The organism is Pseudomonas sp. FSO-7, from assembly GCF_059579345.1.
On the sequence record NZ_CM184193.1, the window covers coordinates 1,824,855 to 1,842,517 of the forward strand.

A 17,663-nucleotide genomic window follows, 5' to 3' on the forward strand; every position below is an offset into this window, starting at 1 on the left:
TGAAGGAAAAACGTCGTTGAGAACGAGCTCTTGAATACAATCGCCATCATTCCCGCCCGTGGCGGTAGCAAGCGGATTGCGCGCAAGAACGTGAAGCTGTTCGACGGTGTGCCAATGATTGTCCGGTCGATCCGCACAGCCCTGGAGTCGGGGTTATTCGATGACGTCATTATCAGCACCGACGACGAAGAAATCGCCGGGTTGGCAAGGGAACACGGCGCCCAGGTTCCCTTCATGCGGCCGGCGGCATTGGCCGATGACTTCACCGGAACGGCGGCGGTCATTGCCCATGCCTTGAGTGAGCTGCACGCGCGGTCGTTCGATCTTGCCTGTTGCATCTATGCCACCGCGCCATTGTTGCAGGCGCGGTTTCTGCGTCAGGGGCTTGAAGCACTGCGCGAGCATCCCGACAAATCGTTCGCATTTTCGGTGACCGGTTTCGGCTTTCCCGTTCAACGTGCCCTGACCCTGGATGAACAAGGGGCACTGACGCCACTCTATCCGCAGTTTCGCGATACTCGCTCCCAGGATCTGGCCGAGGCTTTTCAGGACGCCGGCCAATTCTATTGGGGACGGCGGGAGGCCTGGTTGCGTGGTGACACGTTGTTTTCGCCCAAGAGCATGCCGGTGATTCTGCCCCGCTACCTGGTGCAGGACATCGATACGCCTGAAGACTGGAGGCGGGCCGAATACCTCTACGCGGCATTGAAGGCTGGCGGTGAGCTGCAATGAGGGTACTGTTTCGCGCGGACGCTTCGCCCACCATAGGCAGCGGGCACATTGCCCGCTGCCTGCCCTTGGCACGAGTGCTGCGCGAGCAGGGTGCCCACGTTGCATTTGCCTGTCGGCTGCTGCCGGGGCATCGCTTGCAGGCTTTGGGGGCCGAGGGCTTCGAGACGTTTGCCTTGCCGGATCGTTATCCCGGGGAAGATCCGCAACAGGCCATCGAATCATTGTTGCCCTGGCAGGCAGATATCGCCGCTTTGACCCTTGCGTTGAATGGCCTGCCCGATTTCGACTGGATCATCGTCGATCATTATGGCCTGGAGCAGCACTGGCAAACCGCCGCCCGATGCTTTGCACCACGGATCATGGCGGTGGATGACCTGGCGACTCGCACCTATAACGTCGATCTGCTGCTCAACCAGAACCTGTCCGGCAACCAGGCTGCGTACGCAGGGTTGTTGCCCGAGCATTGCCAGGCACTGCTGGGGCCGCGGTATGCGCTATTGCGCGATGAGTTCCGGTGTGGGGCGATTGATATAAAGCCCAAGGCCAGACGGGTATTGGTCAACTTCGGCGGGTTTGATGCGGCGATGCAAACCCATCACGCAATGCAGGCGCTGGCGGATTTCCCTGAACTCGAGGTGGATTTTGTCGCCGGTGCCGACAACCCGGCCTGGGCCAGGATGCAGGCGTTAGCCGAAAATCACCCCAATTGGAGGTTGCACCGCTTTGTCAGCCATTTCCATCAACTCATGCTCAAGGCCGATCTGTTCATTGGTGCTGGCGGTGGCACTAGCTGGGAGCGCGCCGCCATGGGGCTGCCCACGATCTGCATCGCGGTGTCGAACAATCAACGGGCCAACAGCGAGGTGATGGCTGCGTCCGGCGCGCACGTTTATCTCGGTCCGCGCGAGGCGGTCAGTGTCGAACAGTTGCGCCAGGCCATTGGCTTTGTTGTGAGCAATCAGGGCTTGCGCATCAGTTTGGCCGAACGATCCCGGCACTGCGTCGATGGCCTGGGCGCCCGACGGGTCGCGGCGGTGCTGGCGGGGGCCGTGCTGCAAGTTCGGCGGGCCACGCAAGCCGACGCCCAACTGCTTTTTGACGGTCGAAATGCCGAGGCTGTCCGTCGTGTATCGCTGGATACGTCGGTCATTGACTGGAACGACCACTGCCGGTGGTTGCAGGCAAGCCTGGTCAACGAGGGACGTCTGTTGCTGATCGGCGAAGCCGCGGATGGGCCGGTGGGCGTATTGCGTTATGACTTGCAAGGCAGCGAGGCGCTTGTGTCCATTTATCTGTTCGAGCATCGTCTGGGGCTGGGTTGGGGCAGGGCGCTGCTGGCCCGCGGTGAGACGTTCGCCGCTGGGCACTGGCCCGCATTGCGCACTCTCAGCGCTCAGGTTCTGCCCGGTAACCAAGCATCGCTGAACCTGTTTAAGCAGGCCGGTTTCACCCAGAATACTTGCGTGTTCACGCGCGTTTTGAAGGATCACTCCCATGAGTAGTTTCAAGATCGGCCATCGCAGCATCGGGGCCGAGGCGCCGCCGTTCATCATTGCCGAGATGAGCGGCAATCATAATCAGTCCCTGGAAGTGGCGTTGCAGATCGTCGAAGCCGCTGCCCGGGCCGGTGCACACGCCCTGAAGCTACAGACCTATACGGCCGATACCATGACGCTTGATCTGAGCGAAGGTGAGTTTTTCATCCAGGATCCCAACAGTCTGTGGGCCGGGACGTCGCTTTATGACTTGTATGAAAAGGCTCATACGCCCTGGGAATGGCACGCGCCGATTTTTGCCCGGGCTAAGGCCCTGGGCATGCTGGCGTTTTCCACGCCGTTTGACGAGACGGCCGTGGACTTCCTTGAAAGCCTGGACGTACCTGCCTACAAGATCGCCAGTTTTGAAAACACCGACCTGCCACTGATTCGTCGAGTTGCCGCTACCGGCAAGCCGCTGATCATCTCCACCGGCATGGCTAGCATCGCTGAGCTCGATGAAACCGTGCGTGCCGCTCGCGAGGCCGGTTGCAGGGACTTGATACTGCTCAAGTGCACCAGCACGTACCCGGCTACGCCAGCCAACAGCAACGTGCGCACTATTCCTCATTTGCGGGAGTTGTTCGGGTGCGAGGTGGGTTTGTCGGACCATTCCATGGGCGTCGGCGTATCCGTGGCTGCGGTGGCGCTGGGGGCGACTGTCGTTGAAAAACATTTCACACTTGACCGTGCCGCTGGCGGGGTGGACGCCAGTTTTTCCCTGGAACCTGCGGAACTCGCGGCGTTGGTGATCGAAACCGAGCGTGCCTGGCAGGCCATGGGGCAGGTGCACTACGGCGTGACCGAGGCCGAGCGCAAGTCGCTGGTGTACCGTCGTTCGCTGTATGTGACCGAGGATATGAGCTCTGGCGATGTGTTTTCACCGCAGAACGTCCGCGCGATCCGCCCCGGCCTCGGGCTCGCGCCCAAGCATGCCGATACGCTGATGGGACGGCGTGCCCGCCAGGCCATCAAGCGCGGCACTGCGTTGGCCTGGTCGCTGGTTGAATAGCTTTGGGATACAGCATAATCGGCAAATTAGCGTGACCTGCGAGTCATAACGCGCATCTTCACTGTATTGTATTGACCGGGAAGATGGCGCCTGGCCCTTATCAGGCCCAGTGATAGCCCTTTACACTTCCCGTTTGTCGGCGCCCCTCGATTCCTTGCGAGCGGTGGTATTGGGCTGTTTTTGATTGGGAAGCCGTAATGATTGGCATAAAAAGCATTGCGAGCTACGTTCCTGTAGCCGGCGTGGACAATTACGCACAAGGTGCGAAGTTTGAAAAGGATGAAGAATTCATCCTCGGCAAGATCGGTTCCGCCTTCTTGCCACGCAAGGATGACGGTCAGGAAACTTCAGACCTGTGTGTCGAAGCGGCCAATGCGCTGTTTGCCAGCAATCCCGATCTGAAGCGCGAATCCATTGATGTGTTGATCGTCGTCACCCAGAACGGCGATGAAGAAGGCTTGCCCCACACCGCGGCCATCGTCCAGGACAAGCTCGGCTTGCCGACCACCGTGGCGGCGTTCGACATCTCCCTGGGCTGCTCGGGGTATGTCTATGGCATCTACGCCATCAAGGGCTTCATGGAGGCCGCTGGTCTGAAGAATGGCCTGTTGGTGACGGCCGATCCGTATTCGAAAATCGTCGATCCGGAAGACCGCAACACCACGATGCTGTTCGGCGATGCCGCCACCGCCACCTGGATGGGTGAAGATGCGCCGTGGCAATTGGGCAAGGCCAAGTTTGGCACTGACGGTTCCGGTGCGCCGCACCTGAAGGTCAGCGATGGTGTGTTCTTCATGAACGGCCGCCAGGTGTTCAACTTCGCCTTGCTCAAGGTGCCGGCTCATTTGCATGAGCTGCTGGCCGAGTCCGACCTGCAGGCCAGCGATATCGATGCGTTTTGTATCCACCAGGGCAGCGCGGCGATTGTCGATGCCGTGGCACGACGCTTTGAAGGCGAGCCGGAGAAGTTCATCAAGGACATGGTCGAAACCGGGAATACCGTGTCTTCGAGTATTCCCTTGCTGCTGGAAAAACACGTGCTCGACTCTGACTGGAAGCGCGTGGCCTTGAGCGGTTTCGGCGTAGGCCTGTCCTGGGGGTCGGCGATCATTTATCGTCCTTGAGCCACTAAAACCCAGGCACAAAAATAGCGTCCAAGGTGTAACCTTGAACGCTATTTTTTTGCCTGATGAAAAAGCGAGACGCCATGAGCGAGTTCTTTGAGCGCAATCTCCAGGTGATCGGGCAGCGCTGGCCGGCTCTGGCTGGGCGCTTGCTGCTGGAGCAGACCGGCGGATTGCAGGCCGATCTGGTGGAAGGCCTGGGCTCGACCCTGAGCATCAACGGCATTCAACTGACCAGCCGCCATGACCGTCTTGCCGAAGCCGATCTGCAAGCGGCGAGCCTGTCACTGGACGCCGCCATCGTGCATGTCTATGGCACCGGGTTGGGCGATCTGCAAAACCGGTTGCTAGAGCGCACAGGACTTGAACGCCTGTACGTGCATATTCTCAATGGTTCGGTATTCGCATTGGTGCTGCAGCTGCTGGAGCAATCGCCATGGCTGGCCGATCCTCGGGTCGAATTGCTTTATGCTGGCGATCAGGCGGAAATCCAGCTGCCGTTTTTCGCCCTGCCCGCCGAGCTGGTGTTGGCCGATGATTTCAACGCGAAAATTCGTGATCGGTTGATCAGTGAAACCCACCTGGCATTCAACAACCGTGAGTTTGATCCGCAGTCCTCGGAGATCGTTGAGCGCCTGCAAGCTACTTACAACCTTGTGCAGGCGGATCGCGACGTTGCCGAGCTGTTTGGTTCTTCCAAGCACCGGGAAGCGTTTGTCATTGCCACCGGGCCAAGTCTGGAGCAGCACTTCGAGAGGTTGCGCCGCTTGAATGAGCAATCCGAGCGGCCATTGCTGATCTGTGTCGATACGGCTTACCGACCGTTAATCAACCACGGTATCCGGCCGGATGTCGTGGTCAGCATCGATCAGCGTATTTCGGCGCGCCATCTCCCGCCCGCAGGCACGAATGATATTTCACTGGTTTATCTGCCGATGGCTGATCCAACCGTCATCGAAGCCTGGCAGGGGCCGCGTTACGTCGGTTACTCCCCTAGCCCGATCTATCAACGGATTCGTCAGCAGTTGCGCCGTGGGGAACTCTACGTGGGCGGCAGCGTGATCCATCCAGCCGTAGACCTGGCGGTAAAAATGGGCGCTCTGCAAATCACGCTGTTCGGTGCCGATTTCGCTTTTCCCCATGACAAGACCCACGCGGGTTGGGGCGATGGCGATTTGGGGCCGCAACTGGGGGCGGCCAAACATTGGGTGCTCGACGGTCATGGTCAACGGGTCAAGACCCAGCTCAACTTCCGTAGCTATCTGTGTGAGCTGGAGCGTTTTATCGCCGGTCACCCCCAGGTTCGTTTCTATAACAGCAGCCGGGATGGGGCGATGATCGTCGGCACTGATTTTCATCCGGAGTTTGCGCAATGATCGGGTTTGCAGCTGTGATTGAAGAGGCTCGTGGGTGCGCGCGTTTGTTTCGTCTGGGGCGGGATGTCGAGGCGGGGATGGCAATGGTTGCACTGGTGGAAACGGCGCAACCTATGGTTGAACTCATGCCTGGCGAGGCTCAGTCATTGTGGGCCGATTTGCTTGCCCTGATGCTCAACGATCAACAGGCGCAAAACTGGATCTCGCTGGCTGACTATCTTGAGTACGAATGCGTTGATCTGCTGACCGCTGGTCAGGCGTTTTAACTCTTTTCCCCATCCGTCGCTGCGGCCGCCAACCTGGTTGCCAATCTTGGCGGTTCCCTGGCGTCATTTTTTCGTACTTTGGGTGCGGCCAAGTCCTTGATTTATGAGGGGTGGCACCCTGATGGCAAATTTTTTGAAAATTCTGCTAAAGCAAGTTCCGATTACGACGATAACTATTACGAAGGTTCTCTAGGCCACACCCGGCGGTTGCCAGGGCCGGAAGCCGCAGTACCCAACCAACGAGGAATTCGTCATGGCTTTAACAGTAAACACCAACGTCACATCGTTGAACGTTCAGAAGAACCTGAACCGGGCTTCCGATGCTCTCTCCACTTCGATGACCCGTCTGTCTTCCGGCCTGAAAATCAACAGCGCTAAAGACGACGCCGCCGGCCTGCAGATCGCTACCCGTATGACTTCGCAAATCCGCGGTCAGACTGTTGCGATCAAAAACGCCAACGATGGTATCTCTATCGCTCAGACCGCTGAAGGCGCTCTGCAGGAATCCACCAACATCCTGCAGCGTATGCGTGAACTGGCTGTCCAGGCTCGAAACGACTCCAACGGTACTGCTGACCGTGACGCTCTGAACAAAGAATTTGCTCAGATGTCGGACGAGCTGACCCGTATCGCCGAGTCGACCAACCTGAACGGCAAGAACCTGATCGACGGTTCCGCTGGCACCATGACCTTCCAGGTCGGTTCCAACACCGGTGCTACCAACCAGATCACTCTGACCCTGGATAGCGGCTTCGACGCTGCAACTTTGAGTGTCGACTCGGCAACCGTCAGCATCGTTGGTTCCGATAGCACTGACTCGGAAGCCAAAACCTCGGCGGCAATCGATGCAATCGATGCGGCTCTGGCAACCATCAACTCCAGCCGTGCTGACCTCGGTGCTGCACAAAACCGTCTGACCAGCACCATCTCCAACCTGCAGAACGTCAATGAAAACGCCAGTGCTGCACTGGGTCGTGTACAAGACACCGACTTCGCTGCTGAAACTGCCCAGCTGACCAAGCAGCAGACTCTGCAACAGGCTTCCACTTCGGTTCTGGCCCAGGCCAACCAACTGCCATCCGCTGTACTGAAGCTGCTTCAGTAATAGCTGGATGAGTTTTAGCGGGGGAGTGCGCTTGCGTACTCTCTCGCTTTTTCCGTTCAAGAGGTGATGGACATGGATATGAGCGTGAAGCTGAACTTGTCTTATCCGGCGGCGAAACCGGCGCCCAGTGTGGCCGATAAACCCGTGGAGAAGCCTCGGGCCGAGGTCGCTGTGGTAGCTCCGGTCAAAGAAGCCCCGAAAGATGTTGCTGCCGAGCAGGACAAACTCAAGAAAGCCGTTCAGGAAATCGAGAAGTTCGTTCAGTCGGTCAAGCGCAACCTGGAGTTCTCTATCGATGAGCCTTCAGGCAAAGTAGTCGTTAAAGTGATCGCCAGTGGTTCTGGCGAGGTGATTCGCCAGATCCCGAACGAAGAAGTTCTGAAGCTGGCCAACAGTTTGAATGATGCAAACAGCTTGTTGTTCAGCGCTGAAGCCTGACAACCGGCACGAATTCTGTTGTTATGTTCTTTTGGGCGTTGTAAGGGTCAAAAGACCGGCGACACACTGAAGGGAGTCCCACATGGCAAGTCCAATTCTACCTGGCTTGGGTCTAGGCTCTGGCTTGGATACCACCGCTATCGTCAAGGCATTGGTGGATTCTGACAAAGCGGCCAAGCAAGGCCAGATTGACCGTGCCACCAAGATAAATACGGCCGATATCTCCGGGATCGGCACCTTGAAGTCGCTGCTGGCGACATACGAGTCCGCGCTGAAAAGCCTTGGCAGTACGACCTCCCCTCAATTCACCGGGGTTTCGGCGACTTCGGCCAATACCAGTGCGTTGACGGTGACGGCCGGCAACTCGGCGGTGGGTGGCACGTACTCCGTAGATGTCACGCAGTTGGCGACCTCTTCAAAAGTTGCTACGGCCGCTTTTGCAGGTGGTGCGTCCAGCCTGGTAGGCGCGGGTACGCTGACCATCAGTCAGGGAGGTAATAATTACACCCTTGACGTGCCGGCTGACGGGACGCTGCAGTCGGTCCGCGACGCGATCAACAGCAAGTATTCTTCCAATGGGTTAACCGCTAACATCGTCACTGACAGCTATGGTTCAAGGTTGGTGGTGGGTTCGACAAAAACCGGTGCGGGCAATGATATATCCCTCAGCGGTATTGCCAGTCTGGCTGCGGACGGTTCTACCTTGATGGGGACGCCCAGCGCAACCTCCTCCGGTTCACTCAGCATCGCAAAGGACGCCATATTCAAGGTCGATGGACTGGCGATGACCAGTCCGACCAACAAACTGGATAACGTTGTCTCCGGTCTGAGTATGACGCTGCTGGTTGCCAATACGGGTCCGACGACCGTCACCGTTGCCACCAACTCTGATGGTTTGAAAGCTTCGATTCAGAAATTTGTCGACGCCTATAATGCCATTGCGAAGGCTGTAACTTCGCTGACCAAACCGTCTACAGACGCCGAGGGTAATTCGGTTCCAGCGGCGTTGACCGGCGATTCTTTGCCACGCTCGCTTCTGGCCGCCATACGTGCACCTTTGTCGGAAACCGGTGCTGGCGATAAATTGACCGTGCTATCTCAACTGGGGATCACAACCAATCAGACGACGGGTGCCTTGGATTTCGACAGTGCAAAATTCAACACTGCCTTGAACGACAAGCAGTTGGGTGGGGAAGTGCAGACCCTGTTTACCGGGAGTAACGGTCTGATCGAGCGCATGCAGAATGCACTCAAGCCTTACACCGAGACCGGCAAGAAGGATGCTAACGGAAAACCGGTAGATAACATCTTGACTGCTCGTTCCAAGAATCTAGACAAGCTCCAGAGGAAGCTGAGCGATGATCAGGCGGCTTTGGATCGCCGAATCGACACCCTGACCAAGTCGTTGACCAAAAAGTATAACGATATGGACACTCTGGTCGGCAGGCTGAAAGCCACTGCAAACAACATCACTTCCATGTTCGAAGCGATGACGGCGCAACAGAGGAACAGCTGATTTCGTCCGATGCAAAAAAAAGCCCGGCAGCGTTTTGACAGCGCTCCGGGCTTTCGGTTTTTCGGTCTAAAGTTTTTTGACGCGGCGTCGATACGCTGTTTATACGAACCAAAGATTTCTAATGAGGTAAAACATGAATCCGATGTTAGCCCTTCGCCAATACCAGAAGATTGGCGCTCATGCGCAAACCTCCGAAGCGAGCCCCCATCGGCTGGTGCAGATGCTGATGGAAGGCGGGCTGGATCGCATTGCCCAGGCCAAGGGGGCTATGGAGCGTAAGGATATTCCCAATAAAGGGGTGCTGATCAGCAAAGCCATCGGCATCATTGGCGGTCTGCGCGAAGGCTTGGACCTGGAAAACCAGGCCGAGTCGGTGACGGAGCTGGATAATCTTTATACCTACATGATGAAGCGCCTGGCCGAAGCCAACGCCAAGACCGACCCGAAGATCCTCGATGAAGTCGCCGATCTGCTTCGCACGGTCAAGGAAGGCTGGGATGCCATTGCCGCGCCTGGTCCGCAATTCTAGGAGCACGCTCATGAGTCCTGTCCTGCAGCGAATCGAACAAACCCGTGATGCCTTGGTCGATGCCCTGGCCGAGCGAAACTGGGAGGCCATTGGTCAGTTGGACCTGGCTTGCCGTTCCTGCATGGAAGATGTCCTGGGCGAGTCCCAAGTGGACGAGGCGGCGTTGCGGATCAATCTTGAGGAATTGCTGGGGGTGTATCGGCAATTGCTGGAGGCGGCGACAGGAGAGCGTCAGGCGATCGTCGACGAGATGCAACAGATCCATCAAGCACAGAACGCTGCAAAGGTTTACCATCTGTTCGGTTAATGCTCAGTTAATCCGAGCCCGTTGCGCCATAAATTTGACTGTGCACGGTTTTTTGACTTAACTAGTAGCTGTTTACAGATTTAAGGCGTCTACAGGCATGACAAGTCTGCAAGCGTCTAGCTTGCCCCCTAATTTCGGGCATTGGGTTGACTAGGGAAGTTGCTATTGCATGTGGCGTGAAACCAAAATTCTCCTGATCGATGACGATAGCGTCCGCCGCCGCGACCTGGCGGTGATCCTGAATTTTCTTGGCGAAGAAAATTTACCCTGCGGAAGCCATGATTGGCAGCAGGCTGTCGGCTCATTGTCGTCCAGTCGGGAAGTCATCTGTGTCCTTATCGGGACCGTTAATGCTCCCGCAACGCTTTTGGGCTTGCTAAAGACACTCTCAACCTGGGATGAGTTCCTTCCGGTTTTGTTAATGGGCGAAAATTCTTCCCTTGACTTGCCTGAAGACCAGCGCCGCCGGGTACTTTCCACGCTCGAAATGCCACCCAGCTACAGCAAGCTGCTTGATTCGCTACACCGCGCGCAGGTTTATCGCGAGATGTACGACCAGGCCCGCGAGCGCGGCAGGCATCGCGAACCCAACCTGTTCCGCAGCCTTGTCGGCACCAGCCGGGCTATCCAGCACGTGCGCCAGATGATGCAGCAAGTCGCCGATACCGACGCCAGCGTGCTGATCCTGGGCGAGTCGGGCACCGGCAAGGAAGTGGTCGCGCGCAACCTGCATTACCATTCCAAGCGCCGCGAAGCGCCGTTCGTGCCGGTCAACTGTGGCGCGATTCCGGCCGAGTTGCTGGAAAGCGAACTGTTTGGCCATGAGAAGGGCGCCTTCACCGGCGCGATCACCAGCCGCGCCGGGCGTTTCGAGCTGGCCAACGGCGGTACGCTGTTTCTCGACGAGATTGGCGACATGCCGCTGCCGATGCAGGTCAAGCTGTTGCGGGTCCTGCAGGAGCGAACCTTTGAGCGGGTGGGGAGCAACAAGACCCAGAGCGTCGATGTGCGCATCATTGCCGCCACGCACAAGAACCTGGAGAGCATGATCGAGGTCGGCAGTTTCCGCGAAGACCTCTATTACCGCCTCAACGTTTTCCCGATCGAAATGGCGCCACTGCGTGAGCGTGTCGAAGACATCCCGTTGTTGATGAACGAGCTGATCTCGCGCATGGAGCACGAAAAGCGCGGTTCGATCCGCTTCAATTCGGCAGCGATCATGTCCCTGTGCCGTCATGGCTGGCCGGGCAACGTCCGGGAGTTGGCCAACCTGGTGGAGCGCATGGCGATCATGCACCCGTACGGGGTGATCGGCGTGAACGAGCTGCCGAAGAAATTCCGCTACGTCGACGACGAAGACGAGCAAATGGTCGACAGCCTGCGCAGCGACCTGGAGGAGCGGGTGGCGATCAACGGCCACACGCCGGACTTCACCGCCAATGCCTTGTTGCCGCCTGAAGGCCTGGATCTCAAGGATTACCTGGGAGGCCTTGAACAAGGGCTGATCCAGCAGGCGCTGGACGATGCCAACGGTATCGTGGCCCGCGCGGCAGAACGCCTGCGCATCCGACGTACCACCCTGGTGGAGAAGATGCGCAAGTACGGCATGAGCCGTCGCGAAGGAGATGAACAGGCGGATGATTGACGCCTGTTTTTCAACCGCCTGATTTTCAGGCGGTTTTTTTTCGGCACGGGTATTGCTATAGCCCTCGCAACGTTCCGTTTAACTGACGGTCAGCCAAGCGAGAGAGCACGATGACCCAAGCCGCCCAGATGTCTCCTGTCCTCGAACCGGGACACATGCCGTCCGCCGAACAGGCAAGCCGGCTTGGACTTGAGCAGGCATTTTCGCTGTTCAACCAGATGTCCAGCCAACTGACTGATTCCTACAGCCTGCTCGAAGCCAGGGTCACTGAACTCAAGGGTGAGTTGGCCGTGGTCAGCGCCCAGCGCATGCAGGAGCTGGCGGAAAAGGAGCGCCTGGCTAATCGTCTGCAAAATCTCCTCGACCTGTTGCCCGGTGGCGTGATCGTCATCGACGCCCATGGCCGTGTGCGTGAAGCCAACCCGGCGGCCTGCGAGTTGCTTGGCCTGCCCTTGGAAGGCGAGCTGTGGCGGCACGTCATCGCCCGCTGCTTTGCGCCCCGGGAAGACGACGGCCATGAAGTGTCCCTCAAGGACGGTCGGCGCCTGTCCATCTCGACACGCTCGCTGGATGCCGAGCCTGGGCAGTTAGTACTGCTCAATGACTTGACTGAAACCCGTCACCTGCAAGACCAGTTGGCTCGCCACGAGCGCCTGTCTTCCCTGGGGCGGATGGTGGCCTCGCTGGCCCACCAGATTCGCACGCCGCTTTCCGCCGCGCTGCTCTATGCCAGTCATCTGACCGAGCAGCAATTGCCGGTGGAAACCCAGCAACGCTTCGCCGGGCGCTTGAAAGAGCGACTGCACGAACTGGAGCACCAGGTGCGCGACATGCTGGTGTTCGCGCGCGGCGAGCTGCCGTTGACCGATCGCGTCAGTCCCAAGGTCTTGCTGCAATCGTTGCAGGCCGCGGCGTTGACCCATGTGCAGGAGTTGCCGATCCGCTGGCAGTGCGACAGCCACGTCGGTGAAGTGTTGTGCAACCGCGACACACTGGTGGGCGCGGTGTTGAACCTCATTGAAAACGCGATCCAGGCCAGCGGCGGCAGCGTCCGGCTGAAAGTGCACTTGTACACACGTGACAACACCTTGCGCCTGTCTGTCAGCGATAACGGCAGCGGTATCGAGCCGGCCGTGTTGGCGCGCCTGGGCGAGCCGTTCTTTACCACCAAGACCACCGGCACCGGCCTGGGCCTGACCGTGGTCAAGGCCGTGGCTCGTGCCCATCAGGGCGAATTGCAACTGCGCTCGCGGCTGGGCCGTGGTACCTGCGCAACGGTGTGCTTGCCGTTGTTTTCCAGCGTGCCAGGGGTGGAGTGAAAACAATGGCGATCAAGGTGTTGCTGGTTGAGGATGACCGGGCCCTGCGCGAGGCGCTGGCCGATACGCTGGTGCTGGCCGGGCACGACTACGCCGCCGTCGGTTCGGCGGAAGAAGCGCTGCTGGCGGTGGGCCGGGAGGCATTCAGCCTGGTGGTCAGTGACGTCAACATGCCGGGCATGGACGGCCATCAATTGCTCGGCCTGTTGCGTGCTCGTCAGCCGCAACTGCCGGTCTTGCTGATGACCGCTCACGGTGCCGTCGAGCGAGCGGTGGACGCCATGCGCCAGGGCGCCGCGGATTACCTGGTCAAGCCGTTCGAACCCAAAGCCCTGCTGGATTTGGTCGCGCGCCACGCCTTGGGCAGTCTTGCGGTCGAGGGCGAAGGCCCGGTGGCCATCGAGCCGGCCAGTGCGCAACTGCTGGAATTGGCCGCACGGGTCGCTCGCAGTGATTCAACCGTGTTGATTTCCGGCGAGTCCGGTACGGGCAAGGAAGTGCTGGCCCGTTACATTCATCAACAATCCCGGCGTGCCGGGGAACCGTTCATTGCCATCAATTGCGCGGCGATTCCCGACAACATGCTCGAGGCGACACTGTTCGGTCACGAAAAGGGCTCGTTTACTGGCGCCATTGCGGCCCAGGCCGGCAAGTTCGAGCAGGCCGACGGTGGCACGATCCTGCTCGATGAAATTTCCGAAATGCCTTTGGGCCTGCAAGCCAAGCTGTTGCGGGTGTTACAGGAGCGGGAAGTGGAGCGGGTCGGTGCGCGCAAGCCCATCAGCCTGGACATTCGCGTGGTGGCGACCACCAACCGCGACCTGGCCGGCGAAGTGGCGGCGGGGCGTTTCCGTGAAGACCTCTATTACCGTCTGTCGGTGTTCCCACTGGCCTGGCGTCCGCTGCGTGAGCGCACCGCCGATATCCTGCCGCTGGCCGAACGCCTGCTGAACAAACACGTCAATAAAATGAAGCATGCGGCGGCCCGGCTGTCTGCCGAGGCCCGGGCTTGTCTGATTGCCTACCCGTGGCCGGGCAATGTCCGAGAGCTGGATAACGCCATTCAGCGGGCCTTGATCCTGCAGCAGGGTGGCTTGATCCAGCCGGAGGATTTCTGCCTGGCCCGTCCGGTGGCTTGCGCGCCATTGCCCGCTTTGGCGCCGGCACCGACCGCAACCCCTGTGTCGCCGGTGGACGTCGAGGGAGAGTCGGGCGGCGCCTTGGGCGATGATCTGCGGCGTCGCGAGTTCCAGATGATCATCGACACCCTGCGTGCCGAACGCGGTCGTCGCAAGGAGGCGGCCGAACGCCTGGGGATCAGCCCGCGCACCCTGCGCTACAAGTTGGCGCAGATGCGCGACGCCGGAATGGATGTCGAGGCCTATCTGTTCGCCAGTTGAGTGATGTGCACCGAATACCCCTTGTGGGAGCGGGCTTGCTCGCGAAAGCGATTTACCAGTCACCGTTGCATTGACTGAACCACCGCTTTCGCGAGCAAGCCCGCTCCCACACGCATTTGTTTTTTGCGGCCATGGAGCTGGCACCCTTGTTGCTAATACCTGGATACCCGCTGAGTAAGTGTCAAAAAAATGCGGGCCGCCAGAGAGAGTAGACCATGAGCCAAGGTATTGAATTTAATCGGTTGATGTTGGACATGCGGGCCATGCAGATGGACGCCATGGCCCAGCCTAAATCGGTCGCGGTCCCCCAGGTGGGTGGCAGCAGCTTTTCCGACATGCTCGGTCAGGCCGTCAATAAAGTGAACGATACCCAGCAGGCGTCGAACCAGTTGGCCAGTGCTTTCGAGATTGGCAAAAGTGGCGTCGACCTGACGGACGTAATGATCTCCTCGCAGAAAGCCAGTGTCTCTTTTCAGGCGCTGACCCAGGTTCGCAACAAACTGGTTCAAGCCTACCAAGACATCATGCAGATGCCGGTTTAAGGAAATTATTGAGTCATGGCAGAAGCAGCCGTTGATAACGTTCCAGCCAAGGCCACTCCGGTAGACGGCAAACCGCCGTTGTTCGGCCTGTCCTTCCTGGAAAATCTCTCCGAGATGACCATGCTGCGTCAGGTCGGCCTGTTGGTCGGCCTGGCTGCCAGCGTGGCGATTGGTTTCGCCGTGGTGCTGTGGTCCCAGCAGCCAGACTACCGTCCGTTGTACGGCAGCCTGGAGGGCATGGATGCCAAGCAAGTCATGGAAACCCTGGCCTCTGCCGACATTCCTTACACCGTCGAGCCTAACTCTGGCGCCTTGCTGGTCAAGTCCGATGACGTCGCGCGGGCGCGCCTCAAGCTCGCCGCCGCCGGCGTGACGCCCACCGATGGCAACATCGGTTTCGAGATCCTCGACAAGGACCAGGGCCTGGGTACCAGCCAGTTCATGGAAGCGACCCGTTATCGTCGCGGCCTGGAAGGTGAGCTGGCGCGGACCATTTCCAGCCTGAACAACGTCAAGGGCGCTCGCGTGCACCTGGCAATTCCGAAAAGCTCGGTGTTCGTGCGCGATGAGCGCAAACCCAGTGCTTCGGTGCTGGTCGAGCTGTATTCGGGCCGCTCCTTGGAGCCAGGCCAGGTCGTGGCCATCGTCAATCTGGTGGCGACCAGCGTGCCTGAGCTGAGCAAGTCGCAGATCACGGTGGTCGACCAGAAAGGCAACCTGCTGTCCGACCAGGCGGAAAACTCCGCACTGACCATGGCCGGCAAGCAGTTCGATTACAGCCGCCGCATGGAAGGCATGCTGACCCAGCGGGTGCACAACATCCTGCAACCGATCCTGGGTAACGATCGCTATAAAGCCGAAGTCTCGGCCGATGTCGACTTCAGCGCTGTCGAGTCCACTTCCGAGCAGTTCAACCCGGACCAACCGGCGCTGCGCAGCGAGCAGTCGGTGACCGAGCAGCGTACCGCCAGCAATGGCCCGCAAGGCGTACCGGGTGCCCTGAGCAACCAGCCGCCGTCGCCGGCCAGCGCGCCGCAAACCACTGGTGGCGCCACGGCGGCCGCCGGCATGGTGCAGCCAGGCCAGCCGCTGATCGATGCCAATGGCCAGCAGATCATGGACCCGGCCACCGGCCAACCGATGCTGGCGCCGTACCCGGCCGACAAGCGTCAGCAGTCGACCAAGAACTTCGAGCTCGACCGTTCCATCAGCCACACCAAGCAACAGCAGGGCCGTTTGAATCGCCTGTCGGTCGCGGTGGTGGTGGACGATCAGGTCAAGGTCAACCCGGCCAACGGCGAAACCAGCCGTGCGCCATGGAGCGCCGACGAATTGGCGCGCTTCACTCGCCTGGTGCAGGACGCCGTCGGTTTCGATGCCAGCCGCGGTGACAGCGTCAGCGTGATCAACGTGCCGTTCTCCCTGGAGCGCGGTGAAGTGGTCGCCGATATTCCGTTTTATTCGCAACCCTGGTTCTGGGATGTGGTCAAGCAAGTACTGGGTGTGCTGTTTATCCTGGTGCTGGTGTTTGGCGTGCTGCGTCCGGTGCTCAACAACATCACCGGTGGTGGCAAGAACAAGCAGTTGGCAGGTTTGGGTGATGTCGAGCTGGGCGGCATGGGCGGCCTGGATGGCGAATTGGCCAACGATCGCGTCAGCCTCGGCGGGCCGCAGAGCATTCTGCTGCCAAGCCCGAGCGAAGGCTATGACGCTCAGTTGAACGCCATCAAGAGTCTGGTGGCAGAAGACCCGGGTCGTGTGGCCCAGGTCGTGAAAGAGTGGATTAACGCAGATGAGTGATAATCGAGCCGCTGTTGCCAAATTGTCCCGGGTCGATAAAGCCGCGATCCTGCTGCTGTCCCTGGGCTCGACCGACGCCGCCCAAGTGCTGCGTCACATGGGGCCCAAGGAGGTCCAGCGCGTGGGCGTGGCCATGGCGCAGATGGGCAACGTGCACCGTGAGCAGGTCGAGCAGGTGATGAGCGAGTTCGTCGACATCGTCGGCGATCAGACCAGCCTGGGCGTCGGTTCCGACGACTACGTGCGCAAGATGCTCACCCAGGCCCTGGGCGAGGACAAGGCCAACGGTCTCATCGACCGGATCCTGCTGGGCGGCAATACCAGCGGCCTGGACAGCCTCAAGTGGATGGAGCCACGGGCCGTTGCCGACGTGATCCGTTACGAGCACCCGCAGATCCAGGCGATCGTGGTGGCTTATCTCGACCCGGACCAGGCCGGCGAAGTGCTGGGCAACTTCGACCACAAGGTACGCCTGGACATCATCCTGCGTGTTTCTTCGCTCAACACCGTGCAGCCGGCGGCCTTGAAAGAATTGAACCAGATTCTCGAGAAGCAGTTCTCGGGCAACTCCAATGCCTCGCGCACCACCCTGGGCGGCATCAAGCGCGCGGCGGACATCATGAACTTCCTCGACAGTTCGATCGAAGGTCAGTTGATGGACTCGATCCGCGAATTCGACGAAGACCTGTCCGGTCAGATCGAAGACCTCATGTTCGTGTTCAACAACCTGTCCGATGTCGACGATCGTGGCATCCAGGCCCTGTTGCGCGAAGTGTCGTCCGACGTGCTGGTACTGGCCCTCAAGGGCTCGGACGAAGGCGTCAAGGAAAAGATCTTCAAGAACATGTCCAAACGGGCGGCCGAACTGTTGCGCGACGACCTCGAGGCCAAGGGCCCGGTGCGCGTCAGCGACGTGGAAACCGCACAGAAGGAAATCCTCACCATCGCCCGCCGCATGGCCGAAGCCGGGGAGATCGTTCTCGGTGGCAAGGGCGGCGAAGAGATGATCTAAGGTCG

The 17,663-nt window shown here is 59.3% G+C and carries 17 protein-coding genes; all 17 read left to right on the plus strand.

Annotated elements, in window-relative coordinates; translation table 11 throughout:
* Nucleotides 1-30 precede the first annotated feature (30 nt).
* The 17 genes from pseF (at nt 31) to fliG (ending at nt 17,658) form a co-directional block, all read left to right on the plus strand.
* On the plus strand, nt 31-732 hold the full coding sequence (pseF, locus tag AC515T_RS08010; RefSeq protein WP_496532069.1) for a pseudaminic acid cytidylyltransferase: 702 nt from the start codon (nt 31-33) through the stop codon (nt 730-732).
* Nucleotides 729-2,234: a UDP-2,4-diacetamido-2,4,6-trideoxy-beta-L-altropyranose hydrolase gene (gene pseG / locus AC515T_RS08015; RefSeq protein WP_496532070.1), complete on the plus strand. Its 1,506-nt coding sequence runs from the start codon at nt 729-731 to the stop codon at nt 2,232-2,234. Before pseF ends, pseG begins: the two co-directional genes overlap by 4 nt.
* The gene (gene pseI, locus AC515T_RS08020) at nt 2,227-3,279 is read left to right on the plus strand and encodes a pseudaminic acid synthase (protein WP_496532071.1); all 1,053 of its coding nucleotides are present in this window, start codon (nt 2,227-2,229) and stop codon (nt 3,277-3,279) included. The genes pseG and pseI overlap by 8 nt, the downstream gene beginning before the upstream one ends.
* A gap of 197 nt (nt 3,280-3,476) precedes the next feature.
* Complete coding sequence (locus tag AC515T_RS08025; RefSeq protein WP_496532072.1) at nt 3,477-4,403, plus strand: ketoacyl-ACP synthase III; 927 nt, start codon at nt 3,477-3,479, stop codon at nt 4,401-4,403.
* An 83-nt stretch (nt 4,404-4,486) separates the two neighbouring features.
* The gene (locus tag AC515T_RS08030; RefSeq protein ID WP_496532073.1) at nt 4,487-5,779 is read left to right on the plus strand and encodes a motility associated factor glycosyltransferase family protein; all 1,293 of its coding nucleotides are present in this window, start codon (nt 4,487-4,489) and stop codon (nt 5,777-5,779) included.
* Nucleotides 5,776-6,045 carry a hypothetical protein gene (locus AC515T_RS08035; RefSeq protein WP_496532074.1) on the plus strand — a complete coding sequence of 90 codons (270 nt, stop codon included), beginning with the start codon at nt 5,776-5,778 and terminating at the stop codon, nt 6,043-6,045. Before AC515T_RS08030 ends, AC515T_RS08035 begins: the two co-directional genes overlap by 4 nt.
* A gap of 253 nt (nt 6,046-6,298) precedes the next feature.
* Entirely contained in the window at nt 6,299-7,150 is an 852-nt protein-coding gene (locus tag AC515T_RS08040) for a flagellin domain-containing protein (RefSeq protein WP_496532075.1), read from the plus strand.
* Nucleotides 7,151-7,222: 72 nt separating this feature from the next.
* Nucleotides 7,223-7,588: a flagellar protein FlaG gene (locus tag AC515T_RS08045; protein ID WP_496532076.1), complete on the plus strand. Its 366-nt coding sequence runs from the start codon at nt 7,223-7,225 to the stop codon at nt 7,586-7,588.
* 82 nt (nt 7,589-7,670) lie between these two features.
* Nucleotides 7,671-9,104: a flagellar filament capping protein FliD gene (gene fliD / locus AC515T_RS08050; RefSeq protein WP_496532077.1), complete on the plus strand. Its 1,434-nt coding sequence runs from the start codon at nt 7,671-7,673 to the stop codon at nt 9,102-9,104.
* 133 nt (nt 9,105-9,237) lie between these two features.
* Nucleotides 9,238-9,633: a flagellar export chaperone FliS gene (gene fliS, locus AC515T_RS08055; RefSeq protein ID WP_496532078.1), complete on the plus strand. Its 396-nt coding sequence runs from the start codon at nt 9,238-9,240 to the stop codon at nt 9,631-9,633.
* Nucleotides 9,634-9,643: 10 nt separating this feature from the next.
* A complete protein-coding gene (gene fliT, locus AC515T_RS08060) occupies nt 9,644-9,940 on the plus strand; it encodes a flagellar protein FliT (RefSeq protein WP_496532079.1) in 297 nt (98 codons plus the stop codon).
* Between the two features lie 169 nt (nt 9,941-10,109).
* Nucleotides 10,110-11,585 carry a sigma-54 dependent transcriptional regulator gene (locus AC515T_RS08065; RefSeq protein WP_003199076.1) on the plus strand — a complete coding sequence of 492 codons (1,476 nt, stop codon included), beginning with the start codon at nt 10,110-10,112 and terminating at the stop codon, nt 11,583-11,585.
* Nucleotides 11,586-11,695: 110 nt separating this feature from the next.
* Nucleotides 11,696-12,904: a sensor histidine kinase gene (locus AC515T_RS08070; protein WP_496532080.1), complete on the plus strand. Its 1,209-nt coding sequence runs from the start codon at nt 11,696-11,698 to the stop codon at nt 12,902-12,904.
* Between the two features lie 5 nt (nt 12,905-12,909).
* Nucleotides 12,910-14,304, plus strand: a complete 1,395-nt coding sequence (gene fleR, locus AC515T_RS08075; RefSeq protein ID WP_496532081.1) for a sigma-54-dependent response regulator transcription factor FleR — start codon at nt 12,910-12,912, stop codon at nt 14,302-14,304.
* Between the two features lie 215 nt (nt 14,305-14,519).
* Nucleotides 14,520-14,846: a flagellar hook-basal body complex protein FliE gene (gene fliE / locus AC515T_RS08080; RefSeq protein WP_003199082.1), complete on the plus strand. Its 327-nt coding sequence runs from the start codon at nt 14,520-14,522 to the stop codon at nt 14,844-14,846.
* Between the two features lie 15 nt (nt 14,847-14,861).
* Nucleotides 14,862-16,646: a flagellar basal-body MS-ring/collar protein FliF gene (gene fliF, locus AC515T_RS08085; protein ID WP_496532082.1), complete on the plus strand. Its 1,785-nt coding sequence runs from the start codon at nt 14,862-14,864 to the stop codon at nt 16,644-16,646.
* Nucleotides 16,639-17,658 carry a flagellar motor switch protein FliG gene (fliG, locus tag AC515T_RS08090; RefSeq protein WP_003199086.1) on the plus strand — a complete coding sequence of 340 codons (1,020 nt, stop codon included), beginning with the start codon at nt 16,639-16,641 and terminating at the stop codon, nt 17,656-17,658. Before fliF ends, fliG begins: the two co-directional genes overlap by 8 nt.
* Nucleotides 17,659-17,663 lie beyond the last annotated feature (5 nt).